The following is a 14,415-nucleotide window of genomic DNA, read 5'->3' as shown; positions in this document are numbered from 1 at the left end:
GGGCGACCGGACCGGTTTCACCCAACGAAGAAGTTAGGCTGAAAGAATGTCTCCCTCCCGGCGTGTCCTCCTCCGGCGCCGTAGGCTCGCCGTCTTCAGCGTTCTCCTCGTGGTCGTGGGCGGAATCGGGTATGTCGGCGCCACCAACTTGGCCCCCGTGCCGGCGAGCGCAGCCGCCCTCGTGCAACCGACAGCGCTCACCCAGCCGGTCGCTGCACCGACCTGGCCGGCTTTTGGCGAGAGCGCCATTGGCGCGGTCGGATTCCCGGGCGTTCTGGCCTCGAGCGGAGCGCAGGACACGGTTCCGATCGCGAGCATCGCCAAAATGGTCACCGCACTTGTCATCCTTGACTCGAAACCGCTCGGCGCCGGCGAGGCCGGGCCGGACATCACGTTCACCGATGCCGACGTGGACATCTACTACGACGTGATCGCCGAGAACGGCTCGGTCGCCCCGGTCGTCTCCGGGATGGTGCTCACCCAGCGCGAGGCGTTCGAGGCGATGCTGCTGCCCTCGGCGAACAACTATGCAGCGTCACTGGCGGTGTGGGCCTTCGGATCGATCGACGGTTACCTGGAGGCAGCAAAGACCTGGCTCGCCGCCAACGCCCTGACCCAGACCAGTGTGACTGACACCAGCGGCCTGTCCACGTCGAGCGTGAGCAGCCCGGCCGACCTCGTCGAGATCGGCAAGCAGGTCGTCGGCCACCCGGCCCTCGCCGAAATCGTGGCCCTCCCGTCCGCCGTTCTGCCGGTCATCGGAACCATCACCAACACCAACAAGCTGCTCGGGCGCGATGGCGTCGACGGTATCAAGACCGGCACAACGGATGTCGCCGGCGCTTGCCTGTTATTCTCGACCGACTTCACCGTCGGCGCGAGCACGGTCACCCTGGTCGGGGTGGTACTCGGTGGCGATACGCACTCCGAGCTCAACTCGGCGATCGCCACGCTGATCGAGAGCGTCCAACCCGGTTTTCACGACGTCGTCCTCGCCGAGGAAGGCGCCGTCTTCGGCAGTTACACGACTCAGTGGGGTGACGAAAGCGACATAGTGGCCGAGCGGGCAGCATCCGTTCTGGTCTGGTCGGACTCACCGATCACCCCATCGGTGACGGCCCAGGACGTGCAGCTCGGCCGGGCCGGAGACGAGGTCGGTACGGTGTCGTTCACTATCGGTGGGGCAACGCCGACGACGGTAGCGGTGCCGCTTGAACTCCAGCACTCCCTAGCCGATCCCGGTCCGGCCTGGCGCATGGCACACCCCGGCGAGCTCGCCGCCGGCTGACCCGGGCGCTCAGACCGTGGGGAGCGCGAACGGGCCGGCGTCTGGCCGTTTGGGCAGCACGTGGTCGCCTGAGGACTGGTGGCGCACCCGGCGCAGCACCCACGGCACCAAATATTCCCGGGCCCAGGCGAGATCTTCTGTACGAGCCTGACGCCAGGTACTGCCCGGCATCGGCTCGGGTTCGCTCGGCTCGAGGGAATTCTTCACGTTGAGGGTCTGCAACACCATGCGTGCGACGGTGTGGTGCCCGAGCGCGTTCAAGTGCAATCGGTCGGGCGCCCACATTCGTGGATCCTGAATCTCCGTGAGCTGCCACATGTCGGCCACGATGCAGTCATGTTTCGTCGCGATCGCGCGAATGTTCTCGTTGTAGATGGCGACCTTGCCGCGGATGCTGCGAAAAACGGGGGAGAAGCCCACATCGGCGCCGGTGAACAGCACGACCGTCGCGCCGTCGCTGGTCAACCGGGAAATAGCGTCGTCACAGCGGGCCGCGATGGCGTCCGGGTCGGTACCCGGACGAATCACGTCGTTGCCGCCGGCCGAGATGGTGATCAGGTCGGGGCGCAGGGCCAAGGCAGGCTCGATTTGCTCATCGGCAATCTGCCGAATCAGCTTGCCGCGCACGGCGAGGTTGGCGTAAGCGAAATCCTCGGTGCCGTCGCTGAGTATCTCGGCGACCCGATCAGCCCAGCCGCGGTGCCCGCCGGGGCTCTGCTGCTCCGGATCACCGATGCCCTCCGTGAATGAATCACCGAGGGCCACGTAGCGCGACCATGGATGCTGTTGCTTCGTCATCAGACCATTGTGTCTGAACACCGTCGCGCTCGTCGAACCTGAGATCGGACGCGGACGTCGGTGGGCTTTGGTAGATTTGTCAGAAGTGAATACTCCATCGGTTTTCGGTCCCGCACAGGGAACGAGTGCAGCCGAACACCTGTCGCCGTCCTTCCCCGAACGTGCAGCGTGGGGCACCGCCGGCAAGCTGCGCGCCTGGCAGGCCGAAGCACTCGAAGCCTATTTCGTGCACGAGCCCCGCGACTTCCTGGCCGCAGCGACCCCCGGTGCCGGCAAGACCACCTTTGCGCTGCGACTGGCCGCTGAGCTTCGGTCCCGGCGCACGATTGACCGCATCACCGTCGTCGCGCCGACGGAGCACCTCAAGAACCAGTGGGCCGACGCTGCGGCTCGCGCGGGCATCCGTCTTGATCCCATGTTCAAGAACGCCGACCGCAGCTACGGCAGCCACTATCACGGGGTTGTCGTGACCTACGCGCAGGTCGCAGCCCGCGCCGCGCTGCACAAGCAGCTCACCGAGTCGAGTCGCACCCTCGTCATTCTCGATGAGATCCACCACGGGGGAGACGCCCTCAGCTGGGGCGACGCCATTCGGGAGGCCTTCGGGCCCGCGACCCGCAGGCTCTCCCTGACCGGTACCCCCTTCCGTTCCGACACGTCACCGATTCCGTTCGTGAGCTATCTGCCCGACAAACACGGCATTCGTATGTCACAGAGCGACTATGCCTACGGCTACGGCCGCGCCCTCGCCGACGGCGTCGTGCGCCCGGTCATGTTCATGGTCTACGCCGGCCAGATGAAGTGGCGAACGCGGGCCGGCGACGAGATGGAAGCCAAGCTCGGTGAGGGCAATACCAAGGACATCACCAGCCAGGCCTGGCGCACCGCACTCGAGCCGAGCGGTCAATGGATTCCGTCGGTATTACGAGCGGCGAACTCGCGACTGACCGAGGTCCGGCACGGCATTCCGGATGCCGGCGGTCTCGTCATTGCCACCGACCAGACCACCGCACGCGCTTACGCCGTCATCCTCGAGGACATCTGTGGCGAGCCCGTCACCATCGTGCTGTCCGATGAGAAGGAGGCCAGCGACCGCATCGACGAGTTCTCCAAGAACACCCGCCGCTGGATGGTCGCGGTGCGCATGGTGTCGGAGGGCGTTGACGTTCCGCGACTCGCCGTTGGCGTCTACGCGACGAGCGCGGCCACCCCTCTGTACTTCGCCCAGGCGATCGGCCGGTTCGTGCGGGCGCGTCGGCGCGGTGAGACGGCATCCATTTTTCTGCCGAACGTTCCCGGGCTGCTCAGCCTCGCCAACGCGCTCGAACTGGAACGCGACCACGCTCTCGATCGCAGCAACCGTGAAGACGGCGACGACGGCATGTACAACCCCGAAGACGCCATGGTCGCCGCGGCCAACAAAGAAGAGAAGGCGTCCGACGACCTCGGCCTGGACGATTTCACCTGGCAGGCCCTCGACTCTCAGGCCACCTTCGACATGGTCATGTTCGACGGCGACGAATTCGGCGAACTGGCCGAGCCGGGCACCGACGAGGAATTCGACTTCATCGGCATCCCGGGCCTGCTCGAGCCGGAGCAGGTCTCCGAGCTGCTGCGGCAACGCCAGTCCCGACAGTCCAAACGCTCCACCGATAAGCGCAAGGACCCGGTGACCGGTGAAATCGCCCCGCTTGAGCCGCCGCCCCTGTACCGCACCCTCAAGGAACAGCGAACCCTGCTGTCCAGCCTGGTTGGCATGTGGTCGAAGCTCGCCAATGAACCGCACGGCATGATCCACGCCGAGATACGGCGAATCTGTGGCGGGCCTGCGGTCGCTCAGGCCAGCGTCACCCAGCTGCAGATGCGCATCGACCTGCTGCGCCGCCGCCTCGGACGCAGCTAGCCCTACCTAGCGAACGGTTCCGCAGGTGCTGCCCGCGCCCACCGGGACGCGAGCCACCAGCAGGGCGGTCAGAATGTCGTCCATGAGGTCGTCGACGTGCTCCAGCCCAACGGAGATGCGCACAATCCCCGCGGCGGGCCGGGCGTCGGGCGCGACGGGTCGGTGGGTGAGCGACGCCGGATGCTGCACCAGGGAGTCGACACCGCCGAGCGACACGGCGTGGGTGATCAGGCCGAGCGCCTCGGTGAACCGCACGGCCGCCGCATAGGCGCCCAGATCCAAGGCCAGGAGCGACCCAGCGCCCGAACACTGCCTACCGATCAATCCCTGCGGGTCCTGGCCGGGGAGACCGGGGTAGAGTACCCGCACCAGGGCCGGGTGTCCGGCCAGCCGATTCGCTACATCCGCGGCCGTCGCCTGCTGGGCGCGAACTCGAACGGGAAGTGTGCGCAAACCACGATGCAGCAGGTAGGCATTGAACGGGGTCAGCAGTCCACCGGTGAGTGCCCGCACCTGCCGCAGGCGCACCATCCACTCTTCGGACCCGGAGACCGTCCCGCCCATGGCGTCGCCGTGACCGCCGAGAAATTTGGTGGCGCTGTGCAGCACGAGGGTAGCTCCCGATTCGATCGGACGCTGCAGTACCGGAGTCGCGAAGGTGTTGTCGATCAGTACGGGGACGTCACCGGCGGCGTTGACGACGGCCCGAATATCGGTCAGTTCGAGGGTCGGGTTGGCCGGCGTCTCCAGAATGACCAGCCCGGTGTCCGAGCGGATGGCGGCGGTCACCCCGGCCAGATCGGTCCAGGTGACCGTTGTGCCGAGCAGCCCGCTGGCCAGGACATGATCGGTTCCGCCATACAGCGGTCGCAGGGCCACGATGTGCGGTTTGCCGGCGGTGACCGTCGCGATGAGGGTCGCGGTGAGAGCGGCCATTCCGGTAGCGAAAGCCACCGTGCCCTCCGCCTGCTCCAACGCCGCGAGGGCAATTTCGAACCGGGCAACTCCGGGCTGCCAGAGCCGCTGGTACACGGCGGAGTCCCCGCGTTCCGGGGTTCCGCCGGTCGCGAGATTCTCGTACGACTCCCCGCCCGACTCCACGCCACGCAGCGGATTGGTGGTGGACAGGTCGATACCGGGAACGTGAACGCCGGCCTCGGTGAGGCCGTCCATTCCGGCATGCACGGCACGGGTTTCAATATGTGACATCGGTGGCAGCATGCCCTCACAGAAACAGATTCTGTGCGCCCGCGCAAGCCACCCTGCAGACCCTTGCAAAACCATGGTGCGAATCGCATAAACTCCTTAGGAATAAGGGAGTCTGTTGATGGAATCGAAGAAGCCGGAACTTGACCGGGTTGACCGCGCGCTGCTGCGCGCCCTATCGGTCAATGCCCGGGCGTCGGGAGCGGCCCTGGCCAGCGAAATCGGCGTTGCCGAGTCCACCGTGTCGCTGCGTCTGCGTCGCCTGCAGCAGCTCGGCCACATTCGTGGCTACCGGGCCAATATCGACCTCGCCGCTCTCGGTGCCAGCCTGCAGGCGCTCATCTCGGTGCGGCTCGCCAAGCACGCGCGCGTGCAGATCGACGACTTTCGGAACGCCGCCCCGCATTGGCCCGGCGTGATCGGGCTGTTCCACACGGCGGGTGCCGACGACTACCTGCTGCACGTGGCCGCAGCGGATGCGTCTCACCTGCGGGATTTCGTGCTCGAGCACCTGGCCGAGCATCCGGCCGTCGCCCACACCGAGACGAACCTGATCTTTGAGTATGTTGACGGCGACGGGTGGCAGGACTTGGTGAAGTAACCGGCGGCCCGCCGGCATCAGCGACCGGCAGCATCAGCTTAAAATAAGAACGCCCCCCGCGTGAGCGGGAGGCGTTCTTCGCAAGCTCTATTTAGAGGGCGCGGATGTTCTCGGCCTGAGGACCCTTGGGGCCCTGGGTTACCTCGAACTCGACCTTCTGGTTCTCGTCGAGGGACTTGTAGCCATTCGACGCGATCGCGGAGTAGTGCGCGAAAACATCGGCGCTTCCGTCGTCGGGTGCGATAAAGCCGAAGCCCTTTTCAGCGTTGAACCATTTCACGGTACCTGTTGCCATTTGTAAAACTCCTCCAGGAGTGTTAGACCGGCCCCGACTGTCGGGACCGTTCGTCGCGGTATTCGTCGTCCGCTTCCGAAAGGAATGTGGCGCACTAATAACGATCCAGATGAATCACAATCAATGCGTTTAAGACGTGCAAGCACTACAACTTCGAGTACAACACTAGCCCACATGTCTGGATGGTTTCGGAATTCCCAGCCTTTTTGACACGAAAGCGTGACGTTTACCGGAAAAAACGGGTGCACTCCGGGTCTACCACTGGCAGTGAGCGCTCTGGGAGGATTCTAAAAAAGTCATCCCGGCGTGTCATTCGGCTGTCACAAAGTCGATCAGGTTTTCCACTCGGCCGAGAAGTTGCGGTTCCAGGTCGGCAAACGTACGAACCTGGCCGAGAATGCGCTGCCAGGCCCGGGCGATATCCGCCTGCTCCTCGTGCGGCCAACCGAGCGCGTCGCAGATGCCGTGCTTCCACTCAATGCTGCGCGGAATATCGGGCCACGCTGTGAGGCCCACACGGGCCGGTTTCACCGATTGCCACACGTCGACAAACGGATGCCCCACCACGAGAACGCTCGCAGCATACGGCCCGCGCGCCACGGCCTCGGCGATACGACTCTCTTTCGAGCCCGGCACGAGGTGATCCACCAACACGCCCACTCGACGCCCTGAACCGGGGCGAAATTCTCGGAGGATCTCGTCGAGGTTGTCGACGCCCTCGATGTACTCAACGACCACTCCCTCGATTCGTAGATCGGCACCCCAGACCTTCTCCACCAGCTCGGCATCGTGACGGCCCTCGACAAAGATGCGGCTGGCGCGCGCAACGCGAGCGGGGGCATCGGGCACGGCGGTCGACCCCGAGGCTGTGCGCACCCGGCCGAGCGCGGCGCGCATCGTGGGAGCAATCAGGGTGACGGGACGACCGTCGATCAGAAAGCCGGAACCGAGCGGAAATAGTCGCAGCTTGCCATGCCGATCTTCCAGGGTGACGATCTTTTTCTCCACGCGGATGACGGCCCCGCAGAATCCGGTGGCGACCTCCTCCACGACCAGGTCACGGGTGGCTTCCTGGGTCGGAATAATACGGCGGCCGGCGTCACGCCAGCCGGGGGAGAGCACGTCTGCACTATATCGATCGTCCATTGCATCGACGCTAGCCGACGACGCTCTGCGCCCCGGCATGACACGGTATTCTGAAGCCATGTGTGGTCGATTCATCATTACCGATACGGCGCCCGATCTGGCGGCCATGTTCGATGTCGAGCATGAGGGGGAGAACCTTCCGGAGCCGTCGTGGAATATCCGGCCGACGGAGCAGATTCCGATCGTGCTCGAGTCCAATCGCACCAACCCGTCCTTGCGTCGGCTGGAATCGGCACGGTGGTCGCTGATCCCGTCTTTTGCGACCGAACCGACCTCGAAATTTCCGACCTTCAACGCGCGGGCAGAAACCGCCGCCGGGAAACCGACGTTCAAGACCAGCGTCAAGTCGCGGCGTGCCCTGGTTCCGGCGACCGGCTACTTTGAGTGGCACACCGAGGGCACCGTGAAAACTCCCTACTTCATTCACTCCGACGATGGGTTGCCGCTGGCGTTCGCCGGTCTGTATTCCTGGTGGAAGAATCCGGCCGCCGCCGACACCGATCCGGCACGATGGGTGCTGTCAGCGACCATATTGACGACGGATGCCCAGGGTTCGCTCGCGCAGATCCACGACCGCACCCCCGTCGCCCTGCCGGAGGAGTGGTGGGACCAGTGGTTGGATCCCGCCACCGAGGGCGATCAAACCCTGGTGGATGCCGCAGTGGCGGCCTCCCGGGAGGTCGTGGAATCGCTCGACTTCTATCAGGTTGCGCCTATAACGGGGAACGGCCCGGAACTGATCGAGCCGGCCAGCAAGGATTCGGTGTAATCGCACTCGGCCCCAACCGGTACGCTCGAATCAGTACGAATACTCAGTACGTTCACATCAGTGGCTGCACACTCGCGCGGGCGCTGCCCTGAAAGGAACACCCATGAACATTGTCGCCTTCGTCGTCGCCTTCGCGATCTTCGTCTTCGGTTTTTGGCTGTTCGGCCTGGCCTTCTCGGTCACCTCGCTGATGGCACCCATTTTCATCGGCGGAATCCTCTGCGTCGCCGTGGCCATGGCGATCCCGTTCCACCTTCTGCGCAACTAAACCACAGGGTCGCAGTCGACTCAGTGCAGCAGACCGGCCACCAGGTTGATGAGCGTCGCCAAAATCACTGATCCGAACGGAAACGAAAGCAGCGCGTGCCGCAGCGTCGTCATCCGCAGTGAGTGGTTTTGAATGCTGGTGTCCGACACCTGATAGGTCATGCCGATGGTGAATGCCAGATAGGCGAAGTCGCTGTACCGCGGCGGTTCGGGCTGATTGAAGTCGATGCCGCCAGGGGAGTCGCTGTAGTACAGGGACGCGTAGCGCAGCGTGAAGAGGGTGTGCACGAGAACCCAGGACAGCGCGACGCTGGCAATGGCCACCGCTGCCAGAAGTCCGCGCTCGGACCCCGAGGTCGCCGTCGTCCCCAGCAGCAACACCACGATGGCGCCGAGGCTCGCGAGCCCGGCCAGCAGGATGAGAAATTCCGAGGCACCCCTCGAGGGGTCTTCTCGGGTCGCGTGCCTGGCCGTCGACGCGGCATCCTGTCGCCCGATGGCAATCCAGACCCAGGCGATGTAGGTGACGCAGGCGGCCGCCCAGCCGAGGATCACCGCGAGGGCCCAATCGCCCGGTACGCCGACGAAGAGACCAACGACCACTCCGACGATGAGCATGACGATCAGCCGGGTGCTGTACCGGTGAACTGACGCTAGTGGAATGGTCACAGGCCGATCGTGGCACAGAATGGCCCCGTCATCCGGACAACGCACCCTCGGCGCGGTGTCAGAATCGCACGGTAATGTGGGTTGTCGATCGATTTCGCACCGATTGTCGTCGAACACGAAAGGTCCCGCCCAGGATGCAAGACAGCCCGGCCGCATCCACCCCCTACGAAGTCCTCGGAGTGAGTCCGACCGCGACCGAGGATGAGTTGCGTCGCGCCTATCGGCTGCTGCTGCGCCAGACTCACCCCGACGTCGGCGGCAGCGCCACCAAATTCCATGCGGTGCAGCTCGCCTGGGAACGTATCGGCAGCCCCGAGAATCGGGCCGCCTACGATCGTCGCCGCTTCGGAGATGCAGACCCCACCGTTCCAGCGGATACCTACGCCGCCCCGTCCTCCCGTGGCCCCGCCACCAAATCCAGCCTGAAGACCCGCATGCACGGCCACCCAGGCGGCCAGGCTCGCCTGAGATACCTCGATCTAGTGCGCGAATGGGCTGGCCGAGGCACCGTCATCGACGACCCGTACGCCCCCGCGTTAATTCGCAGCGCCCCGAAATTCGTGCGGCACTGCCTGGCCAAGGCCCTGGCCGAGGAGGCCACGGCCCAGCTCGTGGCCAATCTCGGTATCGGTTTCACGGCCTGGCACGACATCGACACCGGCAGCCAGACTGACAAACTCGACCACATCATCCTCGGCCCCGCCGGACTGTTCGGTCTGCTCTCCGAGGACTGGGGCGGGGCTGTGCAGTTGCGCCGCGGCGAACTGGTCGGCGACGAACTACCGGAGGAGGATCGCCCGATCCACCAGTTCGAGGACGCCGCCCGCTCCATTAGCCGGGCGCTCAAGGTGCGTTTCACCGCGCTCATCGTCGTTCTCCCGGATGGTGCGCTCGACGAACCAGTCTCACTGCCGAAGCGCGGCAGACGGCCGATGATCATCATCATCCCGCGGTCGCGCCTGGTTGGCGTGCTCCGCGAGGGATTGGCCGGCATGGAACGCGGCAGCTTCGAGAAAGTGTTCGAGCTGCGCAGTACCCTGCAAAACGGCATCCGTTTTGTGAATACCTAGGCGGGCAGGGCCAGCTTCTCGACCCAGTAGCGCAGAAACGTCGCCCCGGCTTCATCGTGGATCTGGTCGCCGATCACGATCACCGGATAAGGCCGATCCAAAATGCCGTCGGACGGCCGCACGTCAACGTGGGACACATCGTAACCGGCCTCGTAGAGGTGATCGGCCATGCGATAGTCGCTGCGTGAATCGCCCACCGAGCGCCACAGTCGGGGCAATGGCCCGCTCTCGGCAAAGTAGGCGAGGGCTCGTTTGGCGGCATGGTCCTTGTCGAGTGTGACCGATTCGATGTCGGTGGAGATGATGGTGGCATCCAGCCGAAACGGAACCTCCCCGGATTCGTCTGGCGACTCTCGATCGCCGAAGCGTACGCCGAGCCCGTGTTTCACCAGGAGGGCAAAAGCGGCCTCGTTGAAGTCGGCTTGGCGGGTGAGATAATTCGCGTGGCTGACGTCGGTGCGTTGTTCGACGGAGATCATCGCCTGCTTGGTCTCATCAAAGAACATCTCGGCCGAGAACGAGTCTGCGACGAGCTGGCGCACCTCGTCGATGACCGCGTGCGGCAGGGAAACACTCTGATCGACGACCACGTCTCCCATGCCGTCCGCACCGATCGGAAACCACACCGCGCCCTTCTCGCAGACGCCGTAAATTCGAAAGGTCTCCGGCAACCCGGCCGCGACGAGCGGCTCGACCACCTGCTCGCGAATGAATTCGGCGGATCGGCCCGTGATGAACGCGATCGGCACGTGTCCGGCTGCGAGGCTGATCAGATCGGTCAGGATGCTCGATGTCGCGATGGTGCGCGTGATCGGGCTCGCGATCGGACCGTCGACGTCCAGTAGCAGTCCCAGCGGGGCTACAGGCAGTCCGGGGAGTGGCGTAGGCATATCGCCATTCTCCCATAGCGGCCAAAGTCGCCTCTGACGGGAAGCGGATGCTGCGCCCGTCCAGCCGAGCGCCTATCGTGGTCTACAGATGATTACGCGACGAGAAGTAGCACTGCGCCTGGACATACCGCTGGAAATGGCGGCACGCCACGGTATTCCGTCGCGCCTCAGCGAGGGCCAGCTCGCCAAGCTGGAGGCCGAACCGCCAGCCTGGCTGGTGCAGTCGCGGGCCAATCGTACCGGTAAGAAACCCGTCTGGGTGCAGCTGACCTGCACGATCTGCGGGTACACCGAAGCTGTTCGCCCCAAGAAATGGTGGCCGACGTTCACCTACATCAGCTGCTCCAACCACGGTTTCGATGAGTTGCCCGAACCGGCCGCCGGTTTTGGCCGCACCGAGTGTGACGGCATCGGCAGCCAGTTCATCGGCATCACCGATGAGGCGCTGAGCTCTGCCAAACCGAACTGACGCTGCTGAAAGTACGCTGATCGCGTGGTCGACGGGCACGCCATGGGGCGTACGATCACGGTATGAATCTGAACGCATCGGGCCGTTGATCATGTCCCGCAATTCGTTGAAGTGGATCCCGGCCTTCGTCGTGCCGGCCTTTGTCGTCGCAGCCGTCATCGCCGCGCCGCTTGCGGCCGGTGCTGCCGTCGATCTGCCCGACAAGACGGCCGAGCAGGTTTTGCTCCTGGTCAACGACAGCACCGTGTCGACCTTCTCCGGAACGGTCGCCCAAACCACTGATCTTGGCCTGCCCAGTCTTGACCTGGGCGCGGGCGTGACCGGCCCATCGTCGGCAGATGCCTTGAGCACAACCCTCGAATTGCTCAGCGGCTCCCACGAGTTTCGTGTGTACGTCGGTGGCGATAGCCAGTCCCGCGTGCAGATCAAGGACCGGATGGCTGAACGCGATGTCGTGCACAACGGCAGCGACGTTTGGTTGTACGACTCGAGCACGAACGCGGCGACCCACCTGAGCATTCCGCCCGATCTTGCCGCTACCGCCCAGGCGAAGGCCGCTGAACTCGAGTCACAGCTCCCGGCCGACCTGTCATCTCCGGCTCAGCTCGCCGAACGTTTCCTCGAAAATCTTGACCCGAGCACAACGGTCTCGGTGGGCACCGACGCCCGGGTCGCCGGGCGCAACGTCTATCAGCTGGTCCTGACGCCGAAAGTGACCGACACCCTCGTCGCATCCGTTTCAATCGCGGTGGACTCCGAGACCGGCCTGCCGTTGCAAGTGACCGTCGAAGCCCAGGGCCAGAGCGCACCCGCGCTGCAGGTGGGCTTCACCACCATTGACTTCTCCACTCCAAACGCTGACCTATTCGACTTTGTGCCGCCGGCCACAGCCACGGTGACGTCCCCGGCCTTCCCGACCACGCCCGACGGCTCTGCCGCCAGCCACACGGGCGACCACAGCCCGGCAGCGGGAGGCTCCCCGGTCATCACGGGCACCGGCTGGTCCAGCATCATCGAGCTGCCCGCCAGCGCCGTACCGGCCGAGTTGAGCGATAATCACATGCTCGAACAGCTCACCGAGCCCGTCGCCGGCGGACGAGCACTGACCACGTCACTCCTGACGGTCTTCCTGGTTGGCGACGGTCGTGTTTTCGCCGGGGCAGTTCCATTGGCGCAGCTCCAGGCTGCCGCCGAGTGACACCGGCGCTAACCCCGCCCACCCGGAGCCTCGCCATCGAGAGTCGGGGGCTGACCAAACGGTTTGGCAGCCAAACCGCGGTGAACGGCATCGACCTCGCTGTTCCCCGCGGCTCCGTCTTCGGTTTTCTCGGTCCGAACGGTTCCGGTAAGACCACCACGATTCGCATGCTGCTGGCCCTCAGCCAGGCCACCAGCGGAACAATCACCGTGCTCGGCCGGAGTATGCCAGCCGGGCTGCACGATGTACTTCCCCGCGTGGGCGCCCTGGTTGAAGGTCCCGCCTTCTATCCCTTTCTTTCCGGGGCGGCTAACCTGCGGCGGTTGGACACCGCCGACCGACACGCGCCGGGAGCGACCCGCCGGGCTCGAGTGCAGCTGGCCCTTGACCGCGTGGGCCTCACCCATGCCGCCGACAAGAAGGTGCACGCCTACTCGCTCGGCATGAAGCAACGGCTGGGCATTGCCAATGCCCTGCTGCTCCCCAGGGAGCTGCTCATCCTCGATGAGCCCACGAACGGGCTCGACCCCCAGGGCACCCGGGAAGTGCGCAGCCTCGTGCGTTCACTGGCCGCCGAGGGAACTACCGTGTTCGTCTCCAGTCACCTGCTGGCCGAGGTCGAGCAGGTGTGCACGCACGCCGCCGTGATGAGCGCCGGCAGCATCGTCGCCCAGGGTACCCTGGCCGCCCTGCGCGCGGTCGGGGAGACCCTGATCCGCGTTCGCACACCGGATACCGCGGGCGCGGTGCGCGTGCTCACCCACCTCGGTCTGACGCCGCAGGCAGGATCGCCTGATGATGGTGATCCGATGGTGACAGCGCCGCTCGTCGGCACAAGCTGGCTGCCGGAGGCGATCGTGACGGCTCTCGTAGCCGGCGGAGTGCGCATTCGCGGCTTCGCGATCGAGGAACCGAGCCTCGAAGAACGCTTCGTCGCACTGACCGGGGAAGGTTTCGATGTCGTCCAGTGAGGCGCTGCCGGGCGAACGCCCGAGCGTCGTGTCGTCGCGCCACGGCAGCGGATGGTCGCTGCTCGCCTCCGAAATCTCGGTACTGTTTCGTCGGCGCCGCACCTGGGCCATGCTGGTCGCCGTGGCGCTCATCCCCATTCTGCTCGCCGTAGCCGTGCGACTGTCGTCGGAGGCACTGGACCCGGGGGAGGGACCGCCGTTTCTGGATCGGGTAACCCAGAACGGCCTGTTCGTGGGCTTCACCGCCATGGTCGTTGCCATTCCGCTGTTCCTGCCGCTGACCATCGGTGTGGTCGCCGGGGATACCGTCGCCGGGGAAGCCGGCCTCGGCACCCTGCGCTACCTGCTGGTCGCGCCGGCCGGCCGGGTGCGGCTGCTGCGGGTCAAGTACGCCGGAGCTGCACTGTTCTGTCTCGTGGCGACGCTGACCCTCACGGTGTCCGGAGCGATCATCGGGGCGGCGCTCTTCCCGATCGGCCCGGTCACGCTACTCTCCGGCGACACCATCAGCGTCAGCGAGTCGTTGGCGCGCTCGCTGCTGGTGGCGGCCTATGTCACAGTGTCCCTGCTGGGCCTGTCGATGATCGGGCTGTTCATCTCCACACTCACCGACGTTCCCGTCGGGGCCATGGCGGCGACGATCGTGGTCTCGGTGGTCGCGCAAATCCTCGATGTGATTCCGCAGCTGTCCTGGCTGCACCCGTGGCTGTTCAGCCACTACTGGCTCGGTTTCGCCGACCTGCTGCGGCAGCCTCTCGACCTCGGCTCGTTCGGCCAGAACGCGATCGTGCAGCTGGGCTACCTGACCGTTTTCGGGGCGCTGGCCTACAGCCGTTTCGTGACCAAGGACATCCTGTCCTGACGGAGTTAACGAG

The 14,415-nt window shown here is 65.1% G+C and carries 16 protein-coding genes; 10 read left to right on the top strand and 6 right to left on the bottom strand.

Annotation, left to right across the window (positions count from 1 at the left end):
* Positions 1-46: 46 nt before the first annotated feature.
* Positions 47-1,288, top strand: coding sequence for a D-alanyl-D-alanine carboxypeptidase family protein (locus QMF22_RS09485; RefSeq protein WP_283452879.1), 1,242 nt, complete (start codon positions 47-49; stop codon positions 1,286-1,288).
* A 9-nt stretch (positions 1,289-1,297) separates the two neighbouring features.
* On the opposite strand, the gene QMF22_RS09480 is transcribed toward QMF22_RS09485, so the two are convergent.
* A complete protein-coding gene (locus tag QMF22_RS09480) occupies positions 1,298-2,086 on the bottom strand; it encodes an SGNH/GDSL hydrolase family protein (protein ID WP_283452877.1) in 789 nt (262 codons plus the stop codon).
* An 85-nt stretch (positions 2,087-2,171) separates the two neighbouring features.
* Here QMF22_RS09480 and QMF22_RS09475 point away from each other — a divergent pair, with 85 nt between their 5' ends.
* Positions 2,172-3,989, top strand: a complete 1,818-nt coding sequence (locus QMF22_RS09475; RefSeq protein ID WP_283452875.1) for a DEAD/DEAH box helicase — start codon at positions 2,172-2,174, stop codon at positions 3,987-3,989.
* Between the two features lie 6 nt (positions 3,990-3,995).
* Here QMF22_RS09475 and QMF22_RS09470 read toward each other — a convergent pair whose 3' ends face one another.
* The gene (locus QMF22_RS09470) at positions 3,996-5,198 is read right to left on the bottom strand and encodes a trans-sulfuration enzyme family protein (protein ID WP_283452874.1); all 1,203 of its coding nucleotides are present in this window, start codon (positions 5,196-5,198) and stop codon (positions 3,996-3,998) included.
* Between the two features lie 118 nt (positions 5,199-5,316).
* Between QMF22_RS09470 and QMF22_RS09465 the strand changes: the two genes are divergently transcribed.
* Positions 5,317-5,796 (top strand): Lrp/AsnC family transcriptional regulator, encoded by a 480-nt coding sequence (locus tag QMF22_RS09465; RefSeq protein ID WP_092107921.1) that lies wholly within the window; start codon positions 5,317-5,319, stop codon positions 5,794-5,796.
* Between the two features lie 91 nt (positions 5,797-5,887).
* Here the strand turns inward: QMF22_RS09465 and cspE are convergent, their stop codons facing one another.
* Together cspE and QMF22_RS09455 are read right to left on the bottom strand one after the other, a co-directional pair.
* Positions 5,888-6,091 carry a transcription antiterminator/RNA stability regulator CspE gene (gene cspE / locus QMF22_RS09460; RefSeq protein ID WP_035840308.1) on the bottom strand — a complete coding sequence of 68 codons (204 nt, stop codon included), beginning with the start codon at positions 6,089-6,091 and terminating at the stop codon, positions 5,888-5,890.
* 309 nt (positions 6,092-6,400) lie between these two features.
* A complete protein-coding gene (locus QMF22_RS09455) occupies positions 6,401-7,237 on the bottom strand; it encodes a DUF3097 domain-containing protein (protein WP_283452852.1) in 837 nt (278 codons plus the stop codon).
* 58 nt (positions 7,238-7,295) lie between these two features.
* On the opposite strand from QMF22_RS09455, the gene QMF22_RS09450 reads away from it, so the two are divergent.
* Positions 7,296-8,006, top strand: a complete 711-nt coding sequence (locus tag QMF22_RS09450; protein ID WP_283452850.1) for an SOS response-associated peptidase — start codon at positions 7,296-7,298, stop codon at positions 8,004-8,006.
* Positions 8,007-8,109: 103 nt separating this feature from the next.
* The gene (locus tag QMF22_RS09445) at positions 8,110-8,274 is read left to right on the top strand and encodes a hypothetical protein (RefSeq protein ID WP_283452848.1); all 165 of its coding nucleotides are present in this window, start codon (positions 8,110-8,112) and stop codon (positions 8,272-8,274) included.
* Between the two features lie 20 nt (positions 8,275-8,294).
* Here QMF22_RS09445 and QMF22_RS09440 read toward each other — a convergent pair whose 3' ends face one another.
* Entirely contained in the window at positions 8,295-8,942 is a 648-nt protein-coding gene (locus tag QMF22_RS09440) for a DUF1345 domain-containing protein (protein ID WP_283452846.1), read from the bottom strand.
* Between the two features lie 134 nt (positions 8,943-9,076).
* Here QMF22_RS09440 and QMF22_RS09435 point away from each other — a divergent pair, with 134 nt between their 5' ends.
* Positions 9,077-10,012 carry a DnaJ domain-containing protein gene (locus QMF22_RS09435; protein WP_283452844.1) on the top strand — a complete coding sequence of 312 codons (936 nt, stop codon included), beginning with the start codon at positions 9,077-9,079 and terminating at the stop codon, positions 10,010-10,012.
* On the opposite strand, the gene QMF22_RS09430 is transcribed toward QMF22_RS09435, so the two are convergent.
* Positions 10,009-10,902, bottom strand: a complete 894-nt coding sequence (locus QMF22_RS09430) for a hypothetical protein (RefSeq protein WP_283452842.1) — start codon at positions 10,900-10,902, stop codon at positions 10,009-10,011. The two genes, QMF22_RS09435 and QMF22_RS09430, sit on opposite strands and share 4 nt — an antisense overlap.
* An 88-nt stretch (positions 10,903-10,990) precedes the next feature.
* On the opposite strand from QMF22_RS09430, the gene QMF22_RS09425 reads away from it, so the two are divergent.
* The 4 genes from QMF22_RS09425 to QMF22_RS09410 all read left to right on the top strand — a co-directional run bounded on the left by QMF22_RS09425 (position 10,991) and on the right by QMF22_RS09410 (position 14,402).
* Positions 10,991-11,371: a hypothetical protein gene (locus QMF22_RS09425; protein WP_283452840.1), complete on the top strand. Its 381-nt coding sequence runs from the start codon at positions 10,991-10,993 to the stop codon at positions 11,369-11,371.
* 91 nt (positions 11,372-11,462) lie between these two features.
* Positions 11,463-12,569, top strand: a complete 1,107-nt coding sequence (locus QMF22_RS09420; RefSeq protein WP_283452838.1) for a LolA family protein — start codon at positions 11,463-11,465, stop codon at positions 12,567-12,569.
* Positions 12,566-13,540 carry an ABC transporter ATP-binding protein gene (locus tag QMF22_RS09415; RefSeq protein WP_283452836.1) on the top strand — a complete coding sequence of 325 codons (975 nt, stop codon included), beginning with the start codon at positions 12,566-12,568 and terminating at the stop codon, positions 13,538-13,540. The genes QMF22_RS09420 and QMF22_RS09415 overlap by 4 nt, the downstream gene beginning before the upstream one ends.
* Entirely contained in the window at positions 13,527-14,402 is an 876-nt protein-coding gene (locus QMF22_RS09410) for an ABC transporter permease (protein ID WP_283452834.1), read from the top strand. The genes QMF22_RS09415 and QMF22_RS09410 overlap by 14 nt, the downstream gene beginning before the upstream one ends.
* Positions 14,403-14,415 lie beyond the last annotated feature (13 nt).

This window comes from Cryobacterium sp. PH31-L1 (assembly GCF_030063145.1).
In the GTDB taxonomy this organism is placed as follows: domain Bacteria; phylum Actinomycetota; class Actinomycetes; order Actinomycetales; family Microbacteriaceae; genus Cryobacterium.
The sequence above is the reverse complement of the archived record's forward strand: the minus strand, read 5'-3'. Positions and strand labels throughout refer to the sequence as shown.

Bases quoted from the DNA above. Each gene is read 5' to 3' on its own strand.
- QMF22_RS09425 (WP_283452840.1), top strand. From the start codon at position 10,991: ATGATTACGCGACGAGAAGTAGCACTGCGCCTGGACATACCGCTGGAA.
- QMF22_RS09470 (WP_283452874.1), bottom strand. From the start codon at position 5,198: ATGTCACATATTGAAACCCGTGCCGTGCATGCCGGAATGGACGGCCTC.
- QMF22_RS09455 (WP_283452852.1), bottom strand. From the start codon at position 7,237: ATGGACGATCGATATAGTGCAGACGTGCTCTCCCCCGGCTGGCGTGAC.
- QMF22_RS09485 (WP_283452879.1), top strand. From the start codon at position 47: ATGTCTCCCTCCCGGCGTGTCCTCCTCCGGCGCCGTAGGCTCGCCGTC.
- QMF22_RS09445 (WP_283452848.1), top strand. From the start codon at position 8,110: ATGAACATTGTCGCCTTCGTCGTCGCCTTCGCGATCTTCGTCTTCGGT.
- QMF22_RS09430 (WP_283452842.1), bottom strand. From the start codon at position 10,902: ATGCCTACGCCACTCCCCGGACTGCCTGTAGCCCCGCTGGGACTGCTA.
- QMF22_RS09465 (WP_092107921.1), top strand. From the start codon at position 5,317: ATGGAATCGAAGAAGCCGGAACTTGACCGGGTTGACCGCGCGCTGCTG.
- QMF22_RS09435 (WP_283452844.1), top strand. From the start codon at position 9,077: ATGCAAGACAGCCCGGCCGCATCCACCCCCTACGAAGTCCTCGGAGTG.
- QMF22_RS09420 (WP_283452838.1), top strand. From the start codon at position 11,463: ATGTCCCGCAATTCGTTGAAGTGGATCCCGGCCTTCGTCGTGCCGGCC.
- QMF22_RS09410 (WP_283452834.1), top strand. From the start codon at position 13,527: ATGTCGTCCAGTGAGGCGCTGCCGGGCGAACGCCCGAGCGTCGTGTCG.
- cspE (WP_035840308.1), bottom strand. From the start codon at position 6,091: ATGGCAACAGGTACCGTGAAATGGTTCAACGCTGAAAAGGGCTTCGGC.
- QMF22_RS09450 (WP_283452850.1), top strand. From the start codon at position 7,296: ATGTGTGGTCGATTCATCATTACCGATACGGCGCCCGATCTGGCGGCC.
- QMF22_RS09480 (WP_283452877.1), bottom strand. From the start codon at position 2,086: ATGACGAAGCAACAGCATCCATGGTCGCGCTACGTGGCCCTCGGTGAT.